This is a genomic window from Streptococcus infantis (assembly GCF_047464415.1).
Taxonomy (GTDB): domain Bacteria; phylum Bacillota; class Bacilli; order Lactobacillales; family Streptococcaceae; genus Streptococcus; species Streptococcus infantis_AE.
Window position 1 is genome coordinate 1 of the sequence record NZ_JASHBX010000002.1, and the last position, 20,851, is coordinate 20,851.

Annotated in this window: 29 protein-coding genes, 1 tRNA gene, 2 rRNA genes and 1 other RNA gene; 27 read left to right on the top strand and 6 right to left on the bottom strand. The window is 39.4% G+C overall.

Annotated elements, in window-relative coordinates; all coding sequences use genetic code 11:
* The 5 genes from QM460_RS01380 to QM460_RS01400 form a co-directional block, all read left to right on the top strand.
* Window positions 1-207, top strand: a 23S ribosomal RNA gene (locus QM460_RS01380); the annotation flags it as partial.
* Window positions 208-285: 78 nt separating this feature from the next.
* Window positions 286-401 (top strand): 5S ribosomal RNA (gene rrf / locus QM460_RS01385).
* Between the two features lie 5 nt (window positions 402-406).
* Window positions 407-480 (top strand) — tRNA-Asn (locus QM460_RS01390).
* 625 nt (window positions 481-1,105) lie between these two features.
* A complete protein-coding gene (gene comW / locus QM460_RS01395; protein WP_049503840.1) occupies window positions 1,106-1,342 on the top strand; it encodes a sigma(X)-activator ComW in 237 nt (78 codons plus the stop codon).
* A 231-nt stretch (window positions 1,343-1,573) separates the two neighbouring features.
* On the top strand, window positions 1,574-2,860 hold the full coding sequence (locus QM460_RS01400) for an adenylosuccinate synthase (RefSeq protein WP_025171244.1): 1,287 nt from the start codon (window positions 1,574-1,576) through the stop codon (window positions 2,858-2,860).
* A gap of 485 nt (window positions 2,861-3,345) precedes the next feature.
* On the opposite strand, the gene QM460_RS01405 is transcribed toward QM460_RS01400, so the two are convergent.
* A complete protein-coding gene (locus tag QM460_RS01405) occupies window positions 3,346-3,756 on the bottom strand; it encodes a hypothetical protein (RefSeq protein WP_414288949.1) in 411 nt (136 codons plus the stop codon).
* A gap of 435 nt (window positions 3,757-4,191) precedes the next feature.
* Here QM460_RS01405 and tadA point away from each other — a divergent pair, with 435 nt between their 5' ends.
* Together tadA and ffs are read left to right on the top strand one after the other, a co-directional pair.
* Entirely contained in the window at window positions 4,192-4,659 is a 468-nt protein-coding gene (tadA, locus tag QM460_RS01410) for a tRNA adenosine(34) deaminase TadA (RefSeq protein ID WP_000386760.1), read from the top strand.
* Window positions 4,660-4,691: 32 nt separating this feature from the next.
* An RNA gene (gene ffs / locus QM460_RS01415) (signal recognition particle sRNA small type) lies at window positions 4,692-4,789 on the top strand.
* 78 nt (window positions 4,790-4,867) lie between these two features.
* Here ffs and QM460_RS01420 read toward each other — a convergent pair.
* From QM460_RS01420 to QM460_RS01435, 4 genes are all read right to left on the bottom strand, one after another.
* Window positions 4,868-6,010 carry a tyrosine-type recombinase/integrase gene (locus QM460_RS01420; protein WP_414288951.1) on the bottom strand — a complete coding sequence of 381 codons (1,143 nt, stop codon included), beginning with the start codon at window positions 6,008-6,010 and terminating at the stop codon, window positions 4,868-4,870.
* Window positions 6,011-6,143: 133 nt separating this feature from the next.
* Window positions 6,144-6,767 carry a hypothetical protein gene (locus tag QM460_RS01425; RefSeq protein ID WP_414288952.1) on the bottom strand — a complete coding sequence of 208 codons (624 nt, stop codon included), beginning with the start codon at window positions 6,765-6,767 and terminating at the stop codon, window positions 6,144-6,146.
* Between the two features lies 1 nt (window position 6,768).
* Window positions 6,769-7,152, bottom strand: coding sequence for an ImmA/IrrE family metallo-endopeptidase (locus QM460_RS01430; RefSeq protein WP_414289126.1), 384 nt, complete (start codon window positions 7,150-7,152; stop codon window positions 6,769-6,771).
* Window positions 7,136-7,507, bottom strand: coding sequence for a helix-turn-helix domain-containing protein (locus QM460_RS01435; RefSeq protein ID WP_414288954.1), 372 nt, complete (start codon window positions 7,505-7,507; stop codon window positions 7,136-7,138). Before QM460_RS01435 ends, QM460_RS01430 begins: the two co-directional genes overlap by 17 nt.
* A 300-nt stretch (window positions 7,508-7,807) precedes the next feature.
* Here QM460_RS01435 and QM460_RS01440 point away from each other — a divergent pair, with 300 nt between their 5' ends.
* A complete protein-coding gene (locus tag QM460_RS01440; protein WP_414288955.1) occupies window positions 7,808-8,029 on the top strand; it encodes a hypothetical protein in 222 nt (73 codons plus the stop codon).
* A 3-nt stretch (window positions 8,030-8,032) separates the two neighbouring features.
* On the opposite strand, the gene QM460_RS01445 is transcribed toward QM460_RS01440, so the two are convergent.
* Window positions 8,033-8,284 (bottom strand): hypothetical protein, encoded by a 252-nt coding sequence (locus tag QM460_RS01445; RefSeq protein ID WP_414288956.1) that lies wholly within the window; start codon window positions 8,282-8,284, stop codon window positions 8,033-8,035.
* Window positions 8,285-8,352: 68 nt separating this feature from the next.
* Here QM460_RS01445 and QM460_RS01450 point away from each other — a divergent pair, with 68 nt between their 5' ends.
* The 19 genes from QM460_RS01450 to QM460_RS01540 all read left to right on the top strand — a co-directional run bounded on the left by QM460_RS01450 (window position 8,353) and on the right by QM460_RS01540 (window position 20,787).
* On the top strand, window positions 8,353-8,544 hold the full coding sequence (locus QM460_RS01450) for a hypothetical protein (RefSeq protein WP_414288957.1): 192 nt from the start codon (window positions 8,353-8,355) through the stop codon (window positions 8,542-8,544).
* 73 nt (window positions 8,545-8,617) lie between these two features.
* The gene (locus tag QM460_RS01455; RefSeq protein ID WP_125409056.1) at window positions 8,618-8,890 is read left to right on the top strand and encodes a hypothetical protein; all 273 of its coding nucleotides are present in this window, start codon (window positions 8,618-8,620) and stop codon (window positions 8,888-8,890) included.
* Window positions 8,887-9,072, top strand: coding sequence for a hypothetical protein (locus QM460_RS01460; protein WP_414288958.1), 186 nt, complete (start codon window positions 8,887-8,889; stop codon window positions 9,070-9,072). The genes QM460_RS01455 and QM460_RS01460 overlap by 4 nt, the downstream gene beginning before the upstream one ends.
* Window positions 9,069-9,281 (top strand): hypothetical protein, encoded by a 213-nt coding sequence (locus tag QM460_RS01465; protein WP_414288959.1) that lies wholly within the window; start codon window positions 9,069-9,071, stop codon window positions 9,279-9,281. Before QM460_RS01460 ends, QM460_RS01465 begins: the two co-directional genes overlap by 4 nt.
* Window position 9,282: 1 nt before the next feature.
* Entirely contained in the window at window positions 9,283-9,513 is a 231-nt protein-coding gene (locus QM460_RS01470) for a hypothetical protein (RefSeq protein WP_414288960.1), read from the top strand.
* A 13-nt stretch (window positions 9,514-9,526) separates the two neighbouring features.
* Complete coding sequence (locus QM460_RS01475) at window positions 9,527-10,240, top strand: HNH endonuclease signature motif containing protein (RefSeq protein ID WP_414288961.1); 714 nt, start codon at window positions 9,527-9,529, stop codon at window positions 10,238-10,240.
* A 3-nt stretch (window positions 10,241-10,243) separates the two neighbouring features.
* Window positions 10,244-11,524 (top strand): AAA family ATPase, encoded by a 1,281-nt coding sequence (locus QM460_RS01480; RefSeq protein ID WP_414288962.1) that lies wholly within the window; start codon window positions 10,244-10,246, stop codon window positions 11,522-11,524.
* Between the two features lie 21 nt (window positions 11,525-11,545).
* Complete coding sequence (locus QM460_RS01485) at window positions 11,546-11,890, top strand: hypothetical protein (RefSeq protein ID WP_414288963.1); 345 nt, start codon at window positions 11,546-11,548, stop codon at window positions 11,888-11,890.
* A 3-nt stretch (window positions 11,891-11,893) separates the two neighbouring features.
* Complete coding sequence (locus QM460_RS01490) at window positions 11,894-13,012, top strand: ATP-binding protein (RefSeq protein ID WP_414288965.1); 1,119 nt, start codon at window positions 11,894-11,896, stop codon at window positions 13,010-13,012.
* A gap of 45 nt (window positions 13,013-13,057) precedes the next feature.
* Window positions 13,058-13,480: a hypothetical protein gene (locus QM460_RS01495; protein WP_033606201.1), complete on the top strand. Its 423-nt coding sequence runs from the start codon at window positions 13,058-13,060 to the stop codon at window positions 13,478-13,480.
* A gap of 2 nt (window positions 13,481-13,482) precedes the next feature.
* Window positions 13,483-14,220, top strand: a complete 738-nt coding sequence (locus QM460_RS01500) for a hypothetical protein (protein WP_414288967.1) — start codon at window positions 13,483-13,485, stop codon at window positions 14,218-14,220.
* Between the two features lie 13 nt (window positions 14,221-14,233).
* On the top strand, window positions 14,234-14,794 hold the full coding sequence (locus tag QM460_RS01505) for a hypothetical protein (RefSeq protein ID WP_414288968.1): 561 nt from the start codon (window positions 14,234-14,236) through the stop codon (window positions 14,792-14,794).
* A gap of 10 nt (window positions 14,795-14,804) precedes the next feature.
* On the top strand, window positions 14,805-16,388 hold the full coding sequence (locus QM460_RS01510; protein ID WP_414288970.1) for a DEAD/DEAH box helicase: 1,584 nt from the start codon (window positions 14,805-14,807) through the stop codon (window positions 16,386-16,388).
* Window positions 16,389-16,477: 89 nt separating this feature from the next.
* The gene (locus QM460_RS01515; protein ID WP_191619980.1) at window positions 16,478-16,654 is read left to right on the top strand and encodes a hypothetical protein; all 177 of its coding nucleotides are present in this window, start codon (window positions 16,478-16,480) and stop codon (window positions 16,652-16,654) included.
* A 118-nt stretch (window positions 16,655-16,772) separates the two neighbouring features.
* Window positions 16,773-17,042: a hypothetical protein gene (locus QM460_RS01520; RefSeq protein WP_414288972.1), complete on the top strand. Its 270-nt coding sequence runs from the start codon at window positions 16,773-16,775 to the stop codon at window positions 17,040-17,042.
* Complete coding sequence (locus QM460_RS01525) at window positions 17,029-17,667, top strand: hypothetical protein (protein ID WP_261098273.1); 639 nt, start codon at window positions 17,029-17,031, stop codon at window positions 17,665-17,667. Before QM460_RS01520 ends, QM460_RS01525 begins: the two co-directional genes overlap by 14 nt.
* Entirely contained in the window at window positions 17,648-19,918 is a 2,271-nt protein-coding gene (locus QM460_RS01530; RefSeq protein ID WP_414288974.1) for an AAA family ATPase, read from the top strand. The genes QM460_RS01525 and QM460_RS01530 overlap by 20 nt, the downstream gene beginning before the upstream one ends.
* A 255-nt stretch (window positions 19,919-20,173) precedes the next feature.
* Window positions 20,174-20,575 carry a RusA family crossover junction endodeoxyribonuclease gene (locus QM460_RS01535; RefSeq protein ID WP_414288975.1) on the top strand — a complete coding sequence of 134 codons (402 nt, stop codon included), beginning with the start codon at window positions 20,174-20,176 and terminating at the stop codon, window positions 20,573-20,575.
* Window positions 20,572-20,787, top strand: coding sequence for a hypothetical protein (locus QM460_RS01540; RefSeq protein WP_414288977.1), 216 nt, complete (start codon window positions 20,572-20,574; stop codon window positions 20,785-20,787). Before QM460_RS01535 ends, QM460_RS01540 begins: the two co-directional genes overlap by 4 nt.
* Window positions 20,788-20,851: the final 64 nt, after the last annotated feature.

Genomic DNA, 20,851 nt, shown 5'->3' on the forward strand with positions numbered 1-20,851 from the left:
GTTGTCTTGCCAAAGGCATCGCTGGGTAGCTATGTAGGGAAGGGATAAACGCTGAAAGCATCTAAGTGTGAAACCCACCTCAAGATGAGATTTCCCATGATTTTATATCAGTAAGAGCCCTGAGAGATGATCAGGTAGATAGGTTAGAAGTGGAAGTGTGGCGACACATGTAGCGGACTAATACTAATAGCTCGAGGACTTATCCAAAGTAACTGAGAATACGAAGTGTGAAGGTTTTTCTTGGAATTTGATAGATATTCAATTTTGAGTAGGTATTACTCAAAGTTAAGTGACGATAGCCTAGGAGATACACCTGTACCCATGCCGAACACAGAAGTTAAGCCCTAGAACGCCGGAAGTAGTTGGGGGTTGCCCCCTGTGAGATAAGGAAGTCGCTTAGCTTTAATCCGCCATAGCTCAGTTGGTAGTAGCGCATGACTGTTAATCATGATGTCGTAGGTTCGAGTCCTACTGGCGGAGTATGTAAACGTTCTAAGGAACGTTTTTTTATTTATCTTTCAGAGGTCATCTTGATCCTTTTTTTATTTAGCTCTTTATTAATATTTAATATCTTTTATAAGTTTGTTATATTTGATTCTTTTATTTTAAGTAATTTTGTAGTATATTTAATAGATTTCACACTCATTTAAAATCAAATAGTGTAGAAATTTCAATGTTTAAACATATATGTCTTAGTTTTTATTAAAAACTTTTTCGTTGACTTATTAGAATACGGTAAGTCCATCAATCGGATGATAAGTTTTCAAGTTTATACTTTGAACATGATATTTCTTAAGCAGGTTATTAATAAAAAGTGCTCTGTGATTTTAATTGAGTATCAGAAGTAAATCTTTAATGGATTGTGAGGGGTTGTTTTTTTGTTCTTATGATTCTTTTTCAATTAAGTTAGCTCCCATATTTTCTACAATGATTTTTCGTATAGCTCTTTTTTATTTTGAAATGTATTTTTATATATCTGTTCTGTCAATTTTCTGTAACTGTTATTAATTTTACTATTCACAATAGGACATGATAGAAGTATTCTCCCAGCTTCTTCTATTTTTTTGTTATACTCATTTTATCAATAGAAATGGAGTCAAATAAAATGATTGAACAGATTTATGAACAATATCTTGATTTTTATGATGTTATTGAAAAGGAATATAGTTATTTAGTAGATAATGATTTAGAATGGGAAGTTTTTCATCTTCGATTTTTACTATATTATTTAGTTCGGTACAAGCTTGATATTATGCATCCTTTATTTTCTTACCACTATAGAGCTTGCTACCGTTTGTACATTGAACAGTTATTGATTTCAAATGACTGGGTTGGGGGATAATTTATAATTTTCATATTTCCGAACGATTTTATAGTTTTTTCTTTTCATAATATAAATTTACAATATTTTTTTAATATTAATTTTCTAATTTTCTTTAATTCCCTAATGTTTCTGGTCTTTGGTCTTGAAAAAATTGAGAATCTTTATTATAATAAATTGTAAGATATAATTGCAGGTGAGATTCCTGCCATGTATGTGAGAAAGGAAGAGCCTAAGGGCTCAGACAAGATTATGACTTCAGTTGTTGTTGTAGGTACCCAGTGGGGTGATGAAGGTAAAGGGAAGATTACAGACTTCCTTTCAGCTAATGCAGAAGTGATTGCACGTTACCAAGGTGGCGATAATGCTGGTCACACAATTGTGATCGATGGAAAGAAATTTAAGTTGCACTTGATTCCTTCTGGAATTTTCTTCCCTGAAAAAATTTCTGTCATTGGGAATGGGATGGTTGTAAATCCTAAGTCACTTGTGAAAGAGTTGAGCTATCTTCATGATGAAGGTGTTACAACAGATAATCTACGTATTTCTGATCGTGCGCATGTTATTTTGCCGTACCACATCGAGTTAGACCGTCTGCAAGAAGAAGCTAAGGGTGAAAATAAGATTGGTACTACTATCAAGGGTATCGGACCAGCTTATATGGATAAGGCTGCTCGTGTTGGAATCCGTATTGCGGATCTTTTGGATAAAGAGATTTTCCGTGAACGTTTAGAACGCAATCTTGCTGAGAAAAATCGTCAATTTGTAAAATTGTATGATAGCGAACCTATTTCATTTGATGATATTTTTGAAGAATATTATGAGTATGGCCAACAAATCAAGCAATATGTAACAGATACTTCTGTTATCTTGAATGATGCACTTGATAATGGCAAACGCGTTCTTTTTGAAGGTGCACAAGGGGTCATGTTAGATATTGACCAAGGAACTTATCCGTTTGTTACTTCTTCAAACCCTGTTGCTGGTGGTGTGACAATTGGTTCTGGTGTTGGTCCAAGCAAGATTGACAAGGTTGTAGGTGTATGTAAAGCTTATACAAGTCGTGTTGGTGATGGTCCATTCCCAACTGAATTGTTTGATGAAGTGGGAGAACGCATTCGTGAAGTAGGTCATGAGTATGGTACTACAACAGGTCGTCCACGTCGTGTAGGTTGGTTTGACTCAGTTGTGATGCGTCATAGTCGCCGTGTTTCTGGCATTACAAATTTATCTTTGAACTCTATCGATGTTTTGAGTGGTTTGGATACAGTTAAAATCTGTGTTGCTTATGATCTTGACGGTCAACGCATTGACTACTATCCAGCTAGTCTTGAACAATTGAAACGTTGTAAACCTATTTATGAAGAATTACCAGGTTGGTCAGAAGATATCACTGGAGTACGTACTTTGGAAGATCTTCCTGAAAATGCACGTAACTATGTTCGCCGTGTTAGCGAATTGGTTGGTGTTCGTATCTCTACTTTTTCAGTAGGTCCTGGTCGTGAACAAACAAATATTTTAGAAAGTGTTTGGTCATAAGAGATTTTTTAAGATTTGTTTAAGATAGTTTAGCTATACTATAGACAGTTACAAGAAGACCTCCTAACTTGTTGTAACAAATATCCTAAACTTTTCTTTTTCATAATAATCTCCCTATAAAGTCACCGCATTCGGTGGCTTTTTTTTCAGTTTTTAAGTCCTATCTGAGTGTCTTCTTGAAAGTAGCATATGAAGAAAAAACATTGGGCATTAAGTCTCTAGATTAAGTCTTGATTTGGTAGCCCCAGATCTACGAGTTTTCAACATTTTGGTAAATTAGTTAAGGTTGTGAATGCAGAAAAGAAGTTTCGGTAAAAGGAGCTTTTTGAATTGGAAAATACCAACAAATCGTTCAGTTTGCTAACACATCAAAGGCTCATAACTTAAGCAAAAATGAGGTTGGGATTTCTGATCCCAGCCTCATCAGTGAACTATTTTCTTGAGAATTTGTAAGTTAGACAAACTTGAATTTTTTCTGAATCAGCTTACTTGATAAATTGATTGCCTGATTTATCACTTTGAAATAGCTTCATTTCATGCATAAAAGCATCTGCCTTTAGTTTATCTGTGATGATACTGACACTTTTTAGCTTATTTATTTTTTTCTCATGTAATGCCACACAAATAGGATTTTTAATTTTTATGGTTAACTTTACACAGTTAAAGGGACGCCTTTTAATGGTTAGTTGTTCAATATCTTGAAGTTTAAATTGATAATGTAATACGCTGTGGCCTCTATTGCTATAGGTATAATACTGAACAATATTGTTTTTATAAACTTCTAATTTTACTCCATTTATGAAGAGAGAATAGCTCATAAACCATATAAGGAGGGGAGCATAAATTAGCACTATCGCCATAACAATCTTATCTGAAAAATCAGTATTATAAGCCATCAGGTACTTTAGAATCCAGAGAAACATAACAGATAAAAATATTATGGATGGCCCTCCTACTCTATTAAATGTATCTTTGTAAGGGGATATCAAGATAAGTTTTGGTTCATCCTGTAAAAACTCTAATTGCATTAGTTACCCTTTCATCTTGTTTGTAATTTAAATCTCAGGATAATCATCTCTTGGAGACTTATAGTTAAAAATGTTTCAACAGATTTGGACATTCAGTATCAGTTGTCTCCATTACTTTCAGTTCATGATTTCTAATGTTTCTCTCAATTTTGCTACTATTATACTCTTTTTATAACATTATTTCTACAAACCAGAGATTGAATAATATCTGAAGTTAGTTACTGCAAATATTATAGAGCTCTTTTTTTGTCTAGGAAAACATGCTATAATGATAGAATTGATAGGCGTGGAAAGAGAGAAGCTATGGATTATACAGTTGAAGAGAAAGAAGCATTTATGAGAGAGGCCTTAAAGGAGGCGGAGATTGCTTTAGAGAATGATGAAATCCCAATAGGTTGCGTAATTGTAAAGGATGGAGAAATCATTGGTCGGGGTCACAATGCACGTGAGGAGTTGCAACGTGCGGTCATGCATGCGGAAATTATGGCCATCGAGAATGCGAATCTGAGGGAAGAGAGCTGGCGTTTGTTGGACTGCACACTTTTTGTGACCATTGAGCCTTGTGTGATGTGCAGCGGGGCGATTGGGCTTGCCCGTATCCCAAAGGTAGTCTATGGGGCTAAAAATCAGAAATTTGGTGCAGCTGGAAGTCTGTATGATATTTTGACAGACGAGCGTCTTAATCATCGTGTGGATGTTGAGACGGGGATTTTAGAGAGTGACTGTGCTAGCATTATGCAGGAATTTTTTAGAAATCGACGGAAAAAATAATTTCTCTTTTAAAATCTTTGGGAATGTGGTATAATAACTAATGGAGCAACAGTTCTGCGTGAAGCGGGTCAGGGGAGGAATCCAGCAGCCCTAAGCGAAGTGAATTGTGTGCTCTTTTTTCGTACATTCAAAAAGCCCTTTAATATCAACACTTTAAGGGGCTTTTGTTTGTCTTGTGTAAGGAAAAGGGGCAGTCGAGGGGCAGAATTTAAAATTTTATCTTGTCTAACTTGCTAGATATGTCTGATACCATTTTTTGAGTGACATGGGAATAAATCTCTAGTGTGGTCTTTGAGTCGCTATGTCCTACTCTATCCATGATAGCAGTCAAGGGGATACCTAATTCAGCAAGTAGGGATATATGGGAGTGTCTGAACATATGTGTAGTGATGTTCTTATCTATGCCGATTTTCTGTCCGTGTCTTTTCAAGGCTGCAATCACCCGGACGTTTGTTATCGGCTCTCCTAGAGTGTTGATGAAAATAAAATCTGTATCAAATCCATTTGTCGCATTCTCTATTATCTGCTCTTTGATAATGTCTAACACTTTTTGAGGCGCTGTTATAACCCTATCAGATTTGACTGTCTTTGGTGTAGTTCTCTCTTTTTGTCTAAAATCGTATGTATGCTTGATGTGAATAGTCTTTTTAGAAAAATCTATATCCTCCTTGTAATTTAAGGCAGCAAGCTCTCCATACCGCATGCCGGTAAGAAAAAGAACTTTAGCTATTCGGATATACTTTGTGATTCGATAATCACAAAGAGCTTCTTCTTTTAAGTTTTGGATGAATAACTTAAATTCTTTCTGATCTAAGTATTTTGTATTTTTCTTTCTGAGATCGTCAGTTGTAATTACCTTTCTAGGCATTTCAACAAATAGCATTTCATTTGTATCGATGTAATTCATTCTGACCGCGAATTTCATTATCTGATTAAGCTTGAACTTTATTTTAGAAACATAGTTATGAGACCTTCCATCTTGTAATAGCTGATCTATCACTTTTTGTAATAATCGTCTATCGATATTTCTAACTAAATAGTCGCCCTCGATCTGCTTTAAAATCTCTTTTTTTACATTTTTTGAAGCGTAGACGGTTGAATTTTTAACACCGTGTTTCCAATTCTCCTCGAATTCCTCATATAATTTTTCAAAAGTTATATCAGAAACAAAATGTTGTTTTTCTCCTAATTTTTGATTTATCTTCTCTTGTAACAAGATAGCTGCTTGATTTCTTGCCTGGGGAGTTTTCTTCTCCATCGTAACTGATACCTTTTTTAATTTCTCAGTATATGGATCTTTGTATCTTTCAAAATATTTATACTTGCCGTTTGGCAATTCTTCTATCCACATTGATTTTTACCTCACTTTTTGATAAAATGAGTACAGTAAAGAGGGCTTTTGAATGCCTTTTACTATACTGAACACCTCGCACTCTCCTTGACCAAAATTTGAGTGTGGGGATTTTTTTGGTTTTACAGATATTTTACTCTGTTATTTTCATAGTGCCTGAAAATTTTTCTTTTGCAAGCGTTGTCCCATCCTCAGCTTTTATATGTAAATGGATACTCGCTTCTTGTGGTGCATATCCATTTTCGACAAGCCACATTGGAAAGGTTTCGTTTTTTATTTCAAGCACTTTATCGGCAAACTCTCGCAAAGAATCTTTCGAATTATATTTGAATTTTTGAGGTACAGTCAGATAAATTATGCGGCCCCGCCCTGTAACAGTATACGCTTGGCCTGTCTCTTGGACTAATTCGTTCAATTTTTCTTGGAATTGCACAGCATAATTTTGTATATCTTTATCATTAAAATGTTTTGATGATGAAGATGTAACACCGGACGAGGTCTCGTTAGGCTCCGAAGAAGAACTTTGTTCTATTGATGATGAACTCGAAGAAAGAGCGGAAGAACTAGCGACAGAGGTCGTGGTAACCTGTTTAGATTCCTCCGCACGGAATAAAACGCCAAAAATAATAAAAGCGACTAGAGCTACTAAAGCTGAAATGTTTCGATATTTTGGATTTGGCTGCTTTTTAATAAAATACCAAATCCCAGCTACTGAGACTAAAACGATTAACGACAAAATATTCTTTAATATCTCCATTTTACACTCCTACTATTTTTTTAAATTCTTCCTGAATCATATCTTCCCCCCAGGTTGTTGAAATTTTGTGTCTTTCAGCAAATTGAAGCCAGTTAAATTCGGATGCTTCGTATTGGGTTAGTTCTTCCGAGATCAAATGTCGTACCATGAAACGGTCTGCTTCGTTTTCGTATTTATATAGCAGTCGCTTGTAATGTGCTGGATTGTGGTTTATATGCCCTAATTCGTGCAGAATGACCTCTTCGCGCTCTTCCTGGGTAAGATTACCGTTAACGTAAATGATGCGCTCATCAGGGAAATAGAAGCCTCTACGCTCCCACATGGTCTCTGGGAAGAGATAGAGCGTGACCTGGTATTCATCCAGTAGTTCATTTGTTTTCAATATCCGATACCCCCAAAGAGAGTTTAATGATTTGAGCGATTTTATCTACATCGTCGTCTGATAATGGCTTGCCATCGAACAGGACAACACGTTCGCGAAGATTTGACAGGTCGACCACACGGCCGTCTGGAGTAGTGACGGTATCCTTTGCAATAATAGGATTATCCGTCCGTCCGAGCAGGTAGTCAGTTGACACATGGAAATAGTCAGCGATTTCTGAAATTCGTTCCGTGGATGGTTTTGAATTTTTTAGATTGTAAATAGTATTTCTACTATAACCAAGTTTTTCTTCCAATAAATTTATTGAAAGACCTTGCTTTTTGGCAAGTTCTTTTATTCTGTCAAATGTCTGAAACATTGATTTATCAACCTTTCTAAGAACATGACAAAAAATATTTAATATTTCTCATTAAAACACTTGACAAAGTTAATGTGAAGTATTAAAATAGTTTTTGTAAGTTAATGAGTTAGCAAAAAACGAAGTTAAAACTTATCTAAAAATAAATAGCTTTGGCGAGCAAGGAAATTGATAGATATAATGTTTTATCAAGGTTTTTAATTATGCTTTCATTTTAATACTATACATTAAATTTGTCAAGCATTTTACAAATAATTTACTAACTCATTTTCTTACTTTTTGAAGAAAGGAGGGACATGGATGTTGAAAAATGAAGCTCCTCTAATATCTTTAGAGAATCTAAAAAACGATATTCAAAGTTTTGTTGAGAAGGTCGCTGATGAAGCTATTCAACAATCTGAGACATATTCGCAAGCAATTTTGCTAGTTTCGAAAAACACTAGTTTTTCAGAGCATGGCTTAGCAATAACAAAAGCTATCCAAGACGAAATCACGAAGCGCGCCTTGAATAGCCGTGTGTAAAAATTATATCGCTTCGATTTTCACAATTGAAGCAGAAGCGTAGATGGTTGATGGTTTTTCAATATCGAAGAAAAACGGAGCGTTTGCTACTATTTCTAAAAAACTTGGAACCAAACCATCGTGATGATGATACCAAAGTCCGCTAAGCTCACTTAATGAAACTGAGTTGTTTGAAGTTTTCCAAGTTTGAAAAGTTTGTTCTTCATGGAAAATAGCTTCGGTACCATCTGAAAAAGTAACTTTTATTCTATGCATATGATCCTCCTTTCTAGTTTTATTATAGCAGAAAGCGAGGAGAGAAAAAGAAAAGAAAGGAGAGAAATATGCCAAATATGGATGGTGGACGTCAAAAAATCAGAGATTATCTGAAAGAGCATAATCTGACGATGGCAACGCTAGCAGTACAGTATAGTATGGCTCGTCAAGATGTAACTAATATCCTGAATGGTAAGCTGAAAAGTCCACAAGCAAATCAGTTCATTGCTCGGGTTATTGAAGATTTTAAAATTCGCTAATACAAAAAGCACCTAACAAAAGTCAGGCGCTCAACAAAATATTCATCTAAATTATATCACGAAAGGAGCAAAAATGGAAGCAGTTGAAATTGTAAGAATTAAAGATGTGATCATCGAAAAGGTTTCGGCTAATGATGAAGAATTAGAACACATCTTCGGATGCTCAAAACGACAAGCAGGAGACATGAGACGAGAGATGAAGAAACTACCTAGCCAACAGAAGCATCTTAGAAATGATGGCCAGCTTGTCACAATCAAAGGTTTTGACGAATATCTGCAATATCGTGGGACTCAAGCTTGGAAAAAAGAAATGGTGAAAAGCAAGAAAATGAGGTCGGCCGGATGAACTTTTTAACAAAAATAAAAAACTGGTTGGAAAAAGAAATAAATACTGATTGGAGAATCGTAGCTTTGGATTTAAACAGAGCATTGATTGACCTTCAAGAAAAATACCAACAAGCAAATCAGCGTATAGCAGATCTTAAAAATATTGTGGCGATTTATGAAGAAAAGGAGAAAGCGAGATGATGGAGTATATTTACCTGGTAACAATCGTAGGAATCCTCCTGTGGTCACTAGTAAATAAACTAGATGATCACGCTGAAATGAAGCAGAAAGAACGTCAGCTGATGGCAAGTAATGTCGCACGCATGAATCTGAGAAACTCAGACAAGCAATTTACTTATGATGTAGAGCCGCCTGTGGGACTTGCGAAAGGTGTAGAAGAAGGAGCTTAAAATGGTTAGAAATAAATTGACAGATTTAACAAATACGCTCTTTGCCCAACTAGAAACTCTGGATGACAGGGATCTTACAGCAGATGAATTAAAAGTGGAATTGCAGCGCTCGAAACAAATGGTTGCCATATCAGGACAAATCTTACAAGCAGGTCAATTGGCCTTGGATGCTGAGAAGTTCAAAGATAAGGTAGGTGAAGCCAATGCCCCGATCGCTTTGCTGGAAGGATGAATATACCGAATATATGCATGAGATTTGCCCTGGTCGATTAACTCCTGAAGTAACCAAATTACTGAATGAGAAATTTGGTACGAATTACAACAAGAGTCAAATCGGTGGGATACGCAAACGTCTTGGATTACCGGTTGGGAAAATCTATCAAGGTAAATTGTTGACAAAAGAACAACATGATTATCTTGTATCAATCCAAAAAAATAAGACTTCTCGCGATGTCGCGAATGAAATGAATCAAAAATTTGGATTATCACTAACTGAGAAACAGATTAAGAGTTATCGAAGAAATAATAATCTGAATAGTGGCTTGACAGGAAGATTCGAGAAAGGTCGAGTTCCTTACAATAAAGGGAAAAAACTACCCAATATGTCCCCCAATAGCGGGCAGTTCAAAAAAGGGAACAAGCCTCCTAATTATGTACCAGTCGGCACAATCAACTACACAACAGACGGATACCCGAAAGAAAAAATCGGGGAACCTAACAAATGGGTGTTGAAGCACCGTAAGGTTTGGGAGGAACATCACGGACCAATACCAAAAGGGTATTCTGTTTGCTTCCTAGACAGAGATAAGACCAATTATGATATCTCTAACCTTATTCTTTTATCGAATGAAGAACTTGCTCGAATGAATCAGAATAATTACTTTAGCTCAGATCCGGAATTGACTAAGTTAGGAGCAGGTATCACAAAATTAAGTAGAAAAATAAAACAACAGGAGTAACAAATGGTAACGATCAATAAACTAGAAATCGAAAATGTCAAGCGCGTGAAGGCGGTCAAACTAGAGCCGTCGGCGACTGGTTTGACGATTGTTGGCGGAAATAACAATCAAGGGAAAACAAGCGTATTAGACGCGATAGCTTGGGCGCTGGGTGGCAACAAGTATAAACCGAGCCAAGCGCAACGTGAAGGCAGCACAATCCCACCAAGTTTAAAAATCACGCTATCAAACGGCCTGATTGTAGAGCGTAGCGGGAAGAACAGCACTCTCAAGGTCATTGATCCAAGTGGTAACAAGGCTGGACAAAACTTGCTTGATAGCTTCGTGGAAGAGCTGGCTATCAATTTGCCAAAATTCATGGAGCAGACTAGCAAAGAGAAAGCTAAAACTCTATTACAAATCATCGGAGTCGGTCCGCAGTTGGCTGAGCTAGAACTGCAGGAAAAGGCCAAGTACGACGAGCGCCATGCGATTGGTGTGATCGCGGACCAGAAAGAAAAGTTTGCGAAAGAGCAACCATACTACCCAGATGCACCGAAAGAGCTAGTCTCTATCGCTGAACTCATTCAACAACAACAAGAAATTTTAGGGCGGAATGGCGAGAATGCTCGTAAACGTCAAAATTTAACAAGAATCGAAAACGAATATCAAGGGGCGCTTGCAGACGTCGAACGACTTAGCAAAATGCTAGAAGAAGCTCGAGAGAAAGAGCAAGGGCTAGCGCAAGACCTTGATATTGCACGTAAAGACACGCAAGAGTTGATAGATGAATCAACGCAAGAGATTGAAGACAGTATCGCGAATATCGAGCAAATCAACCTCAAAGTTCGAGCGAATTTTGACAAAGACAAGGCGGAAGAAGACGCGAAAGGCTATCGTGAACAGTACAAGGAACTGGACAATGTGATTGCAGACATTCGCAAACAAAAGACAGACTTGCTCACTAACGCAGATTTGCCACTACCTGGTTTGTCCGTGGACGATGGCGAATTGCTCTATCTTGGCCAACGTTGGGATAACATGTCTGGTAGTCAGCAATTACAAGTGGCGACTGCAATCGTGCGAAAATTGAAGCCAGAATGTGGATTCGTGCTGATTGACAAGCTGGAACAAATGGATCAACTGACTTTGCAAGAGTTTGGTGCATGGCTTGAGCAAGAAGGCTTGCAAGCTATCGCTACAAGAGTTTCAACTGGCGGAGAGTGCTCGGTTATTATCGAAGACGGTTACAGCGTCACACCCGAAACAATTCAAACACCGCAAGGGTGGCAAGGCGGATTCTAAAAACAGAAAGAAGGAAATATCATGAAACACACAGACAAATTCGCAGTATTAAGAAATAAAAAATCAGGAACTTTTTTAAACAAATATAAAAGCAACAAAGGAACGTTTGCTTATTCTGTTGAATATACAAATGATCTTAAACGCGCTGCAAAAAATGAACTCAAGGCAATCGAAGACCAAAAAGAAGACTTTGAAAAATTAGCAAACGCGCTCGATTGTGAAATTTTAATCGTCGAAGCAGAGTACACATTAAAAACGCTAGACGGCAACGAACCGGAAGAGTTAACCGAAGATATTGAAGACGCGAAACGTAAATATATCGAAGGACTTCTAAAAGGTTTACTAAGCAACAACGAGGAGGACTAAAAAATGCAGATTACTAGAGGAAAACGGGCACGAGCTCAAAAGGTAGTTATCTATGGTCCTGAAGGAATCGGCAAGTCCACGTTTGCTGCTGAATTTCCAAATGCTGTCTTCATCGATACAGAAGGGTCGACCGATAACATGGATGTGGCGCGGTTAGACAAACCGACCAGCTGGACTATGCTGATCAATGAGATTGCTTTTATCAAAGCAAATCCGACAGAATGCGGAACACTCGTTATTGACACAATCGACTGGGCAGAAGCTTTGGCAGTTAATTACATCTGTTCACAACACGGTAAACAAGGGATTGAAGATTTTGGTTGGGGCAAGGGGTACACTTATGTCCAGGAAGAAATGGGACGTTTCTTGAATAGCTTGTCTGATTTGGTTGATATGGGTATCAACGTGGTGTTGACTGCGCACGCTCAGATTAAAAAATTTGAACAGCCAGACGAGATGGGTTCTTATGATCGCTACGAGTTAAAACTTGGTCAAAAGACAGGCTCTAAGACGGCGCCACTAGTGAAAGAGTGGGCAGATATGGTCCTGTTTGCCAACTACAAGACCTTGGTCATGACGACTGATAATGGCAAGAAGAAAGCTCAAGGCGGTGAACGTGTGATGTATACCAATCATCGACCAGCGTGGGATGCGAAGAACCGACACGGCTTGCCAGATGAATTGCCGTTCAATTATGTCAGTATTGCTCATATCTTTGCCAGCCAGCAAGTACAACCTATTCCGCCACAACCTCAAGCGGTCACTCCAGCACCTCAGCAAACCACACAGCAAGCCCCTGAGCAAGTCCAAGAGGAATTGCCTCTCGATATGTCACAGGTCGCTGAAAAACCTCAAAATGAAGCCTCTAGCGAGTCACAGACACCACCTGCGCAATATCATGTAAGTCTGCCTAAGAGTTTGACGGACCTCATGGCGCAAGGCAACGTGACAGAAGAAGAGCTTCAAAAAGTTGCATATATCCGTGGTCATTTCCCGCTAGGAACGCCAATCGAAAACTTCCCTCCTGATTACTGGGATATGATCGTGGCACACTGGCAGGCTACTATGGAAGTTATTCAAAATCAAGTGCGAGCAGATCCTGAACTGCCCTTCAATGTGTAAGTTTTGGGAATTAGAAATCATAGCAAAATATAACAAGGAGTATCTATGAAAGATAAAACTATTAAAATCGATTTGTCGAAAATCGCAAATACAGCCTTACAAGAAAAGGTTGACAAAGAACTTGAGAAAGTTCTTGAGAATATTCTGGACCTCAATACAGAAGCTAAAGCAACTCGTAAGGTTACGATCACACTAACGATGTCAACGGACGATGAGCGTACTGTTGTTAAGACAGGTATGGAAGTCAAATCCACTTTGGCACCGCAGAAAGGTGTGGCAACAACTGTCATTGTTGGTCGTGATGACACTGGTAAAATTCATGCGAATGAGCTCAAAAGTGGCATCCCAGGTCAGACTTACTTTGATGACAACGGAGACATGAGAACCGACACTGGCGAACTCGTCGAAGAAGTAGAGCAACAAAGCACAAATATCATTGATTACAACAAAAAGAAAGCAGGTAACTAATCATGACAGAAAATCTCAAAGAAGCATTAACTTACGCAGTCGAATTAGCGGGTAAAGAAAACAAAATCATTCGTTCAGAAACTGGGAAGGAATATTTTGACAGCGATGAATATGACTTACAGGAACTTAACCCTCGTAAGTACGCACCTATCCTTGAGCTCCAGACGCTCAAAAGTCTTGTTGATTACCTCAAATCAGATAACGATCTCATCAGTGATCGTAAGCTTGTAGTTGTCGTGGACAGTTGTCAAAAAGTATCTGTATATGATCAAGTTGATTTTGAAAATGGTAAACGTCCTCAGCTTGTATCTGTGAGAGCATCTGTACCAGTTATTCCGTTCAGTAATTGGCGCGACCAAGAAGAATTTAATATTATGCTGCAGTCTATGTTCATCGATGATGCAGACCGTAATTTGGTTTTAGATTTTGCTAGCCATTTAAAAATCGAAAAAGGTGCAGAAGTACAGGACAATGGCATCAGCCAAATGGCTACGGTTCGCGATGGTGTAGCAAGTCTAGCACAAGCTAAAACTCCAAATCCAGTAACCTTGCGACCATATCGTACTTTCAATGAAGTAGAGCAGCCTGCTAGTCAATTCGTCTTCCGCATCAACAAATTGGCGAACCTTGCGCTCTTTGAAGCAGATGGTGGGAAATGGAAATTAGAAGCTGTCGAAAGCATCGCAAATTATTTAAAAAATGAACTTGCTAGCAACAAAAAAATTACTATTTTAGCTTAAAGGAGAAAACAACATGACACAACAACAATACAACAACTTTGAACACGAAATTGGATGGGAAGACACAATTGAAAAAGACTCGGATTTTATCCTTTTGCCTGACGGATTGTACTTTTTCACAGTCGTTGGCATGGAGCGTACACGTCACACGCCAAATCCACAAAATCCCGGCAAATTGCCAGCTTGTAACAAGGCTATCGTCAGTATCAAGATTGTAGCTAACGAAGGTGAAACTGAACTGCGCCACAATCTATTCTTACATAGCACAACTGAAGGAATGTTATCTGCTTTCTTTGCCGCAATTGGTCAAAAGAAAAAAGGCGAACCACTTCGCATGAACTGGAATACAATCATTGGCGCAACCGGTGTATGTAAAGTCGGAACTCGACAATACAATAACAACAATTACAACGAAGTCAAATCTATGCTCTACCCTGAAGACGTTGATTATACAAAAGTGTTGAATCAGCAACCTGGGCAAGCTACACAAACAAGCTACCAACAACAGCAGCAGCCACAACAGCAAAACTTTGCGCAACAACCACAAGCTGGATACCAAGCTGGGCAATTCTAGGAGGTAAGGGATGCAATTAAGACCTTATCAACAGGAAGCACGGGAAGCTGTTCAAGCCGAATGGGCTAAAGGTCGCAAGCGCACGCTCTTAGTATTACCGACAGGATGTGGGAAGACAATCGTCTTCTCCAAAATCATTGAAGACCAAGTGAAAGAGGGCAAGCGTGTGCTTGTCCTTGCTCATAGGTCTGAATTGTTAGAGCAGGCTAGCGATAAGCTTAAGACTGCAACGGGATTAGGGACAGCATTAGAAAAAGCTGAAAACACCTCTATCGGCTCATGGTATCGAGTAGTCGTCGGTTCTGTTCAGACTATGCAGAGAGAGAAACGACTTAGTCAATTCCCTCCGGATTGGTTTGATACGATTGTAGTCGATGAAGCCCATCACGCTATTTCAGATGGCTACCAACGTGTGCTTGGTTATTTTGAACAATCGAATGTACTGGGAGTGACTGCCACGCCAGATCGTGGAGACATGAAGAACCTTGGCTCTTACTTCGATAGTTTAGCCTATGAATATTCGTTAGTCCAGGCTATCCAAGAAGGGTATCTATCAAAAATCAAGGCTTTGACAATCCCGCTTAGCTTGGATTTGTCAAATGTCAGTATGTCAGCGGGTGATTTCAAGGCAAGCGATGTCGGAACGGCACTAGATCCATATCTGGAGCAGATAGCAGATGAAATGGCCAAGCAATGTGCAGACCGTAAAACAGTTGTATTCTTACCATTGGTCAAGACATCGCAAAAGTTCCGTGACATCTTAAACGCAAAAGGTTTTCGTGCTGCTGAAGTAAATGGAGAGTCCAAGGATCGTGCAGAGATCCTGGAAGACTTCGAGAAAGATCGCTACAACGTTCTTTGTAATTCCATGCTTCTAACAGAAGGATGGGATTGTCCGTCAGTAGACTGCGTAGTCGTGCTACGACCTACTAAGGTGCGTGCCCTTTACTCACAGATGGTAGGGCGTGGGACTCGCTTGCACCCGGGCAAGGAAGAACTACTCTTACTGGATTTTCTCTGGCATACAGAACGCCACGAGCTATGCCGTCCAGCTCACTTGATTTGTGAGACTCCAGAAGTCGCTCAAAAAATGGTTGAGAATATGGAAGAGCAAACCGGAGTCATGCTTGACCTTGAAGATATGGAAGTGAAGGCAGCAGAAGATGTAGTCGCTCAGCGTGAAGAGGCTTTAGCCAAACAACTTGCAGAAATGCGCAAACGCAAGCGCAAGTTAGTAGATCCATTACAATTCGAAATGTCTATTCATGCTGAAGATTTGTCAAACTATGTACCTAACTTTGGATGGGAGATGGCACCTGCTAGTGGTAAACAAATCAAAGCGCTTGAGAAGTATGGTATCTTTACTGACGAAATAGGCAACGCTGGAAAAGCTAATCTATTACTAGATAGATTGCACAAACGACAATCAGAAGGGTTGACGACACCAAAACAGATTCGGTTCTTAGAAGGTCGTGGTTTCAAAGATGTCGGTATGTGGCAATTTGACCACGCTAGAAATATGATTGATCGTATCGCAGCGAACGGCTGGCGAATGCCAGCAGGCGTGCGACCAGCTGAATATGTGCCAAATTAAAAAAGTTCTTTGAAAATTTAATAAAAACACTTGACTAATTGCCCGTACAGTTATATAATTTATCGTACGGGCAGAAAAGAGGTGATTGAATGAGCCCACGAACAGGAAGGCCTAAAAGTTCCAATCCTAAAAATGTTCGTCTTGAAATTAGATTAACTAAATCTGAAGCAGAGGAGTTACAGGCGTTAGCTGATAAACTCAACACTAACAAGACAGATGTTATTATTAGAGGTATAAAACTTTTACAGTCTGAACATAAAAAATAGGATAAAGCCCCTGTCGCCAAACATCAGCTTTACCCTATCGCTGCAGAAAGTGTTTCCGCATGAAATATTATATCATGCGAGACACTTCTTTTCAAGGTACACAAGGAGTGTTTTTATTATGGCTCAAAGAAATATTTTAAACAGTTACGAAGAATTAGTTGCTTATGTTAGTGAAGTACAAGATTCATTAGATATTCTACATGAATGGTTATCGGTTGCTCCTGACATCGACAAACCGGAGACGTATTTAGATTTAATCACACAACATAGCTCGCATTGGGCATTGCTTAATCTAATTAGACACCGTTTAAATTGCTTGATTGATGAGCATGGTGCAATCGTGAGAGAAGAAGTCAGAACAGGAGCGTGCAAGAATGGGAAAAGATAATCAACTAAAAACTATGATAGGTCAACGATTTGGTAATTTAGTCGTTATATCTCGCAATTCTCAAAATTCAAAAAGCGGTAATGCTAGATGGGATTGTGAATGCGATTGTGGCAATAAGGCAACAGTGATTGGAAGTAAGCTCCGTAACGGTTACACTAAATCATGTGGATGTGCTAGAAAGAGCGAAGTTGCGCAAGGTTATGCTAAAACAAGGCTTTATCGTATTTGGCGTGGTATGCACAACCGTTGTTATAAAAAGGATAACGACAATTATTCTTACTACGGCGGTCGAGGTATTAAAATATGTTCTGATTGGCATACCTTTATTAAGTTTAGAGATTGGGCGCTGTCTAATGGATATGCTGATAACTTGTCTATTGATAGGATAGACCCTAAAAGAAATTATACTCCAGATAATTGTCGATGGGCAGATTCAAAAGAACAGGCCAACAATAAGACTAATAACCATATGATTGAATATAAAGGTAACAGATATACAATGTCAGAATTTGCAGATTTATTGAACGTTACGTATTGGACTGTTAATAATCAATTAAGGCTTGGTTGGAGCGCTGAAAAAATAGCAAACAAAGCAAAGGAAAAAAATGTCAGAAGAAAAATTTGATTTATTACCATTATTAAATTATATTGACCCAGCCACCCTCTCATATGAGGGGTGGTTGTCGGTGGGCATGGCCTTGAAGCACGAAGGATACACGGCATCTGACTGGGACAACTGGTCACAAAACGACAGCCGGTATAAGAAATTTGAATGCTTCAAAAAATGGGATACCTTCAATGAAGAAGCAGGAACGATCGTGACCGGTGCCACGATTACCCAGTTAGCAAAAGAAAATGGTTGGGTGTCGCAATCCGGATACGATAGCGAGAACGCTCATGAATTAGGTTGGACAGATACAATTGACCGTGATTATCGTGTAATCGACAAAGACTGGATTGAAGGAAAAGAAATCCATGAGCCGACGATTTGGAATCCTGTTCAGGAAATTATCAAATACCTTGAAACACTCTTTGAAGCCAGCGAAAACGTCGGTTATGTGACCGAATGCTATCCAAAGACTGACGATGAAACAGGCGAGATTGTCAAATGGCTACCAACCAAGGGAGCCTACGACCGGACGGCTGGCCAGCTTATTAAAGAGTTGAGTCAGTGCAATGGCGATATCGGCGCGGTTCTGGGAGACTATCATGAAGAAGCTGGTGCATGGGTTCGATTCAATCCTATGGATGGAAAAGGCGCAAAAAATGAAAACGTAACAGATTTCAGATATGCCCTGGTCGAATCCGACAGCATGCCAATCGATAAGCAAAACGCTATCTACAAAGAACTTGAGCTACCTATCGTCGCTTTGGTCCATAGCGGGAATAAATCACTCCATGCCATCGTCAAAGTAGACGCTAAGAACTACGAAGAATATCGTAATCGTGTTGATTATCTTTATAAGATTTGTCAGAAGAATGGAATTATCGTCGATACGCAGAACCGAAATCCAAGTAGGCTATCACGCATGCCAGGTTTTATCCGAAATGGCCAGAAACAATTCTTAGTAGATACAAACATCGGTAAGGCTGACTGGGACGAATGGTACCAGTACATCGAAGACTTGAACGATGATTTGCCAGATCCAGAAGGATTGGCCGACAGCTGGGATAACTTGCCAGAATTGGCGCCTGAATTGATAAAAGGCGTCCTTCGTCAAGGTCATAAGATGCTGATTGCTGGACCTTCAAAAGCGGGTAAGTCATTTGCGTTGATTGAAATGTCAATCGCTATTGCTGAAGGCAAGAAGTGGCTTGGTTGGGATTGCACACAGGGACGAGTATTGTACGTCAACCTGGAGTTAGATCGTCCGTCTGCCCTCCATCGCTTCCGTGATGTCTATCAAGCCATGGGATTGCCACCACAGAATATCCAGAATATTGATATTTGGAATCTTCGTGGAAAAACCGTGCCGATGGACAAGCTAGCGCCTAAACTCATTCGTCGAGCCTTGAAGAAGAATTATATCGCAGTCATCATCGACCCGATTTACAAGGTCCTGACTGGTGACGAGAATAGTGCGGACCAGATGGCGCACTTTACCAATCAATTCGATAAAGTGGCCACAGAGTTAGGTTCTAGCGTTATCTATTGTCACCACCACTCGAAAGGCTCACAAGGTGGCAAGAAGTCTATGGACCGCGCCAGTGGTTCCGGTGTATTCGCTCGGGATCCTGACGCGCTTATCGACTTAGTAGAGTTGGAAGTGTCAGAAGAATTGCTTACTCAAAGGCTGAATCAAGCAGCGTGCGAAGTGTACAAACAAGCCTTGCAAGAGCGAAACAATGCCTATTACCAACAAAATGTAGGCTTAGACGATCTATTGAGTCCTGCGCAGATGCGGACACACTTTGAAAAAGGTATCGACGATGTAATGGCTCGGGCGCCTTATGTAGATAAGCTCGAAGAAGTACGCAAGCAAATCCAAATTGCGACTGCGTGGCGCGTCGAGGGCACGCTTCGAGAGTTTGCTAAGTTCAAGCCAGTCAACATGTGGTTCAGTTATCCAGTACACGCGCTTGATGAATCAGGCGTGCTGGCTGATATTAAGCTGGACGATGATAAGCCAGGGTGGATGAAAGCTAAAGAAACTCGCAAAAAGAACGCAAAGGAAGACAAAAAGCAAAAGCTGAAAGAGTTTGACGAAGCAATCGAAAATGCGAATTTTGGCGAGCCGCCATCAAAAGAAGAGGTAGCTGAATATTTAGGAGTGTCTATAAAAACTGTCGAAAGACGGTTAAAAACATCAAAAAAATATTGGCTCGATAAAAATACGCTCACTATTTTAAATAAAGAAAATGCGACAGAACCGTAAAATACCGTTTGTGTCAAAAAAACGACAACACCATAAAATTATGGTTGTGTCTTTGTCTCAAAAAGTACAGACAAGACCATAAAAACGTGGTCGTGTCGAACGACAAGCAACTATATATTATATATATAGATAATGTCCTGTCGTCCATCATGTCCATACCTGTATAGACAGGGTTGCTTAAAACGCACCCTGTCATATACAAGGATCATGGACTAAGCGCGAAATTAAAAAAAGAAAGGAAGTGCATTTTTAAAAATGTCTATTGAATTCTTTTTACCGATGCAAAAAATTCCGACTACAACACACCAACAAAAAAAGGTAAACGTCCAATTTGGAAAGCCAATCTTTTACGAGCCGACTGATTTAAAAAATGCCAGGATGAAATTTGAAAGCTTGCTTGCCCAGCATGTGCCTCCTGATAAATTTAAAGGAGCGATTCGACTGACAGTCAAGTGGTGCTTCCCTCGTATCAAAAAAAGTTACGATGGCCAGTACAAGACCACAAAGCCAGATACAGACAATCTGCAGAAGTTGCTCAAGGATTGCATGACGAAACTTGGATACTGGCAAGACGATGCACAAGTGGCCAGCGAGATTGTCGAGAAGTTTTGGGCAGACACAGTCGGAATCTATATCAAGGTCGAGGAATTGCCATGAAGATTGACTACATCGATTTCTTTAGCAGGGTCATTCCTGAATGGATGGCAAGCAGCAATCAGAAGAGCCAAGAGGTCGGTTTCGGTTCGGACACTTATTGGTTATGGGCAGTAACGACGATTGGCGAAATTTGCAAACAATACAACGATGACGAGCTAGTGACAGAGCAGTTCGGATTGCTATTTAGCTGGCTCGAGAAACAGGCAGGATAAACCATAAAATACAACAAGCGAGTGATGATTGAAGGGTACAAACAATCGATCAAGAGAAACGAAG

Coding starts and splice junctions, on each gene's coding strand:
- comW (WP_049503840.1), top strand. CDS start 1,106: ATGATTGAACAGATTTATGAACAATATCTTGATTTTTATGATGTTATT.
- QM460_RS01400 (WP_025171244.1), top strand. CDS start 1,574: ATGACTTCAGTTGTTGTTGTAGGTACCCAGTGGGGTGATGAAGGTAAA.
- QM460_RS01405 (WP_414288949.1), bottom strand. CDS start 3,756: ATGGCTTATAATACTGATTTTTCAGATAAGATTGTTATGGCGATAGTG.
- tadA (WP_000386760.1), top strand. CDS start 4,192: ATGGATTATACAGTTGAAGAGAAAGAAGCATTTATGAGAGAGGCCTTA.
- QM460_RS01420 (WP_414288951.1), bottom strand. CDS start 6,010: ATGTGGATAGAAGAATTGCCAAACGGCAAGTATAAATATTTTGAAAGA.
- QM460_RS01425 (WP_414288952.1), bottom strand. CDS start 6,767: ATGGAGATATTAAAGAATATTTTGTCGTTAATCGTTTTAGTCTCAGTA.
- QM460_RS01435 (WP_414288954.1), bottom strand. CDS start 7,507: ATGTTTCAGACATTTGACAGAATAAAAGAACTTGCCAAAAAGCAAGGT.
- QM460_RS01440 (WP_414288955.1), top strand. CDS start 7,808: ATGTTGAAAAATGAAGCTCCTCTAATATCTTTAGAGAATCTAAAAAAC.
- QM460_RS01445 (WP_414288956.1), bottom strand. CDS start 8,284: ATGCATAGAATAAAAGTTACTTTTTCAGATGGTACCGAAGCTATTTTC.
- QM460_RS01450 (WP_414288957.1), top strand. CDS start 8,353: ATGCCAAATATGGATGGTGGACGTCAAAAAATCAGAGATTATCTGAAA.
- QM460_RS01455 (WP_125409056.1), top strand. CDS start 8,618: ATGGAAGCAGTTGAAATTGTAAGAATTAAAGATGTGATCATCGAAAAG.
- QM460_RS01460 (WP_414288958.1), top strand. CDS start 8,887: ATGAACTTTTTAACAAAAATAAAAAACTGGTTGGAAAAAGAAATAAAT.
- QM460_RS01465 (WP_414288959.1), top strand. CDS start 9,069: ATGATGGAGTATATTTACCTGGTAACAATCGTAGGAATCCTCCTGTGG.
- QM460_RS01470 (WP_414288960.1), top strand. CDS start 9,283: ATGGTTAGAAATAAATTGACAGATTTAACAAATACGCTCTTTGCCCAA.
- QM460_RS01475 (WP_414288961.1), top strand. CDS start 9,527: ATGCATGAGATTTGCCCTGGTCGATTAACTCCTGAAGTAACCAAATTA.
- QM460_RS01480 (WP_414288962.1), top strand. CDS start 10,244: ATGGTAACGATCAATAAACTAGAAATCGAAAATGTCAAGCGCGTGAAG.
- QM460_RS01485 (WP_414288963.1), top strand. CDS start 11,546: ATGAAACACACAGACAAATTCGCAGTATTAAGAAATAAAAAATCAGGA.
- QM460_RS01490 (WP_414288965.1), top strand. CDS start 11,894: ATGCAGATTACTAGAGGAAAACGGGCACGAGCTCAAAAGGTAGTTATC.
- QM460_RS01495 (WP_033606201.1), top strand. CDS start 13,058: ATGAAAGATAAAACTATTAAAATCGATTTGTCGAAAATCGCAAATACA.
- QM460_RS01500 (WP_414288967.1), top strand. CDS start 13,483: ATGACAGAAAATCTCAAAGAAGCATTAACTTACGCAGTCGAATTAGCG.
- QM460_RS01505 (WP_414288968.1), top strand. CDS start 14,234: ATGACACAACAACAATACAACAACTTTGAACACGAAATTGGATGGGAA.
- QM460_RS01510 (WP_414288970.1), top strand. CDS start 14,805: ATGCAATTAAGACCTTATCAACAGGAAGCACGGGAAGCTGTTCAAGCC.
- QM460_RS01515 (WP_191619980.1), top strand. CDS start 16,478: ATGAGCCCACGAACAGGAAGGCCTAAAAGTTCCAATCCTAAAAATGTT.
- QM460_RS01520 (WP_414288972.1), top strand. CDS start 16,773: ATGGCTCAAAGAAATATTTTAAACAGTTACGAAGAATTAGTTGCTTAT.
- QM460_RS01525 (WP_261098273.1), top strand. CDS start 17,029: ATGGGAAAAGATAATCAACTAAAAACTATGATAGGTCAACGATTTGGT.
- QM460_RS01530 (WP_414288974.1), top strand. CDS start 17,648: ATGTCAGAAGAAAAATTTGATTTATTACCATTATTAAATTATATTGAC.
- QM460_RS01535 (WP_414288975.1), top strand. CDS start 20,174: ATGTCTATTGAATTCTTTTTACCGATGCAAAAAATTCCGACTACAACA.
- QM460_RS01540 (WP_414288977.1), top strand. CDS start 20,572: ATGAAGATTGACTACATCGATTTCTTTAGCAGGGTCATTCCTGAATGG.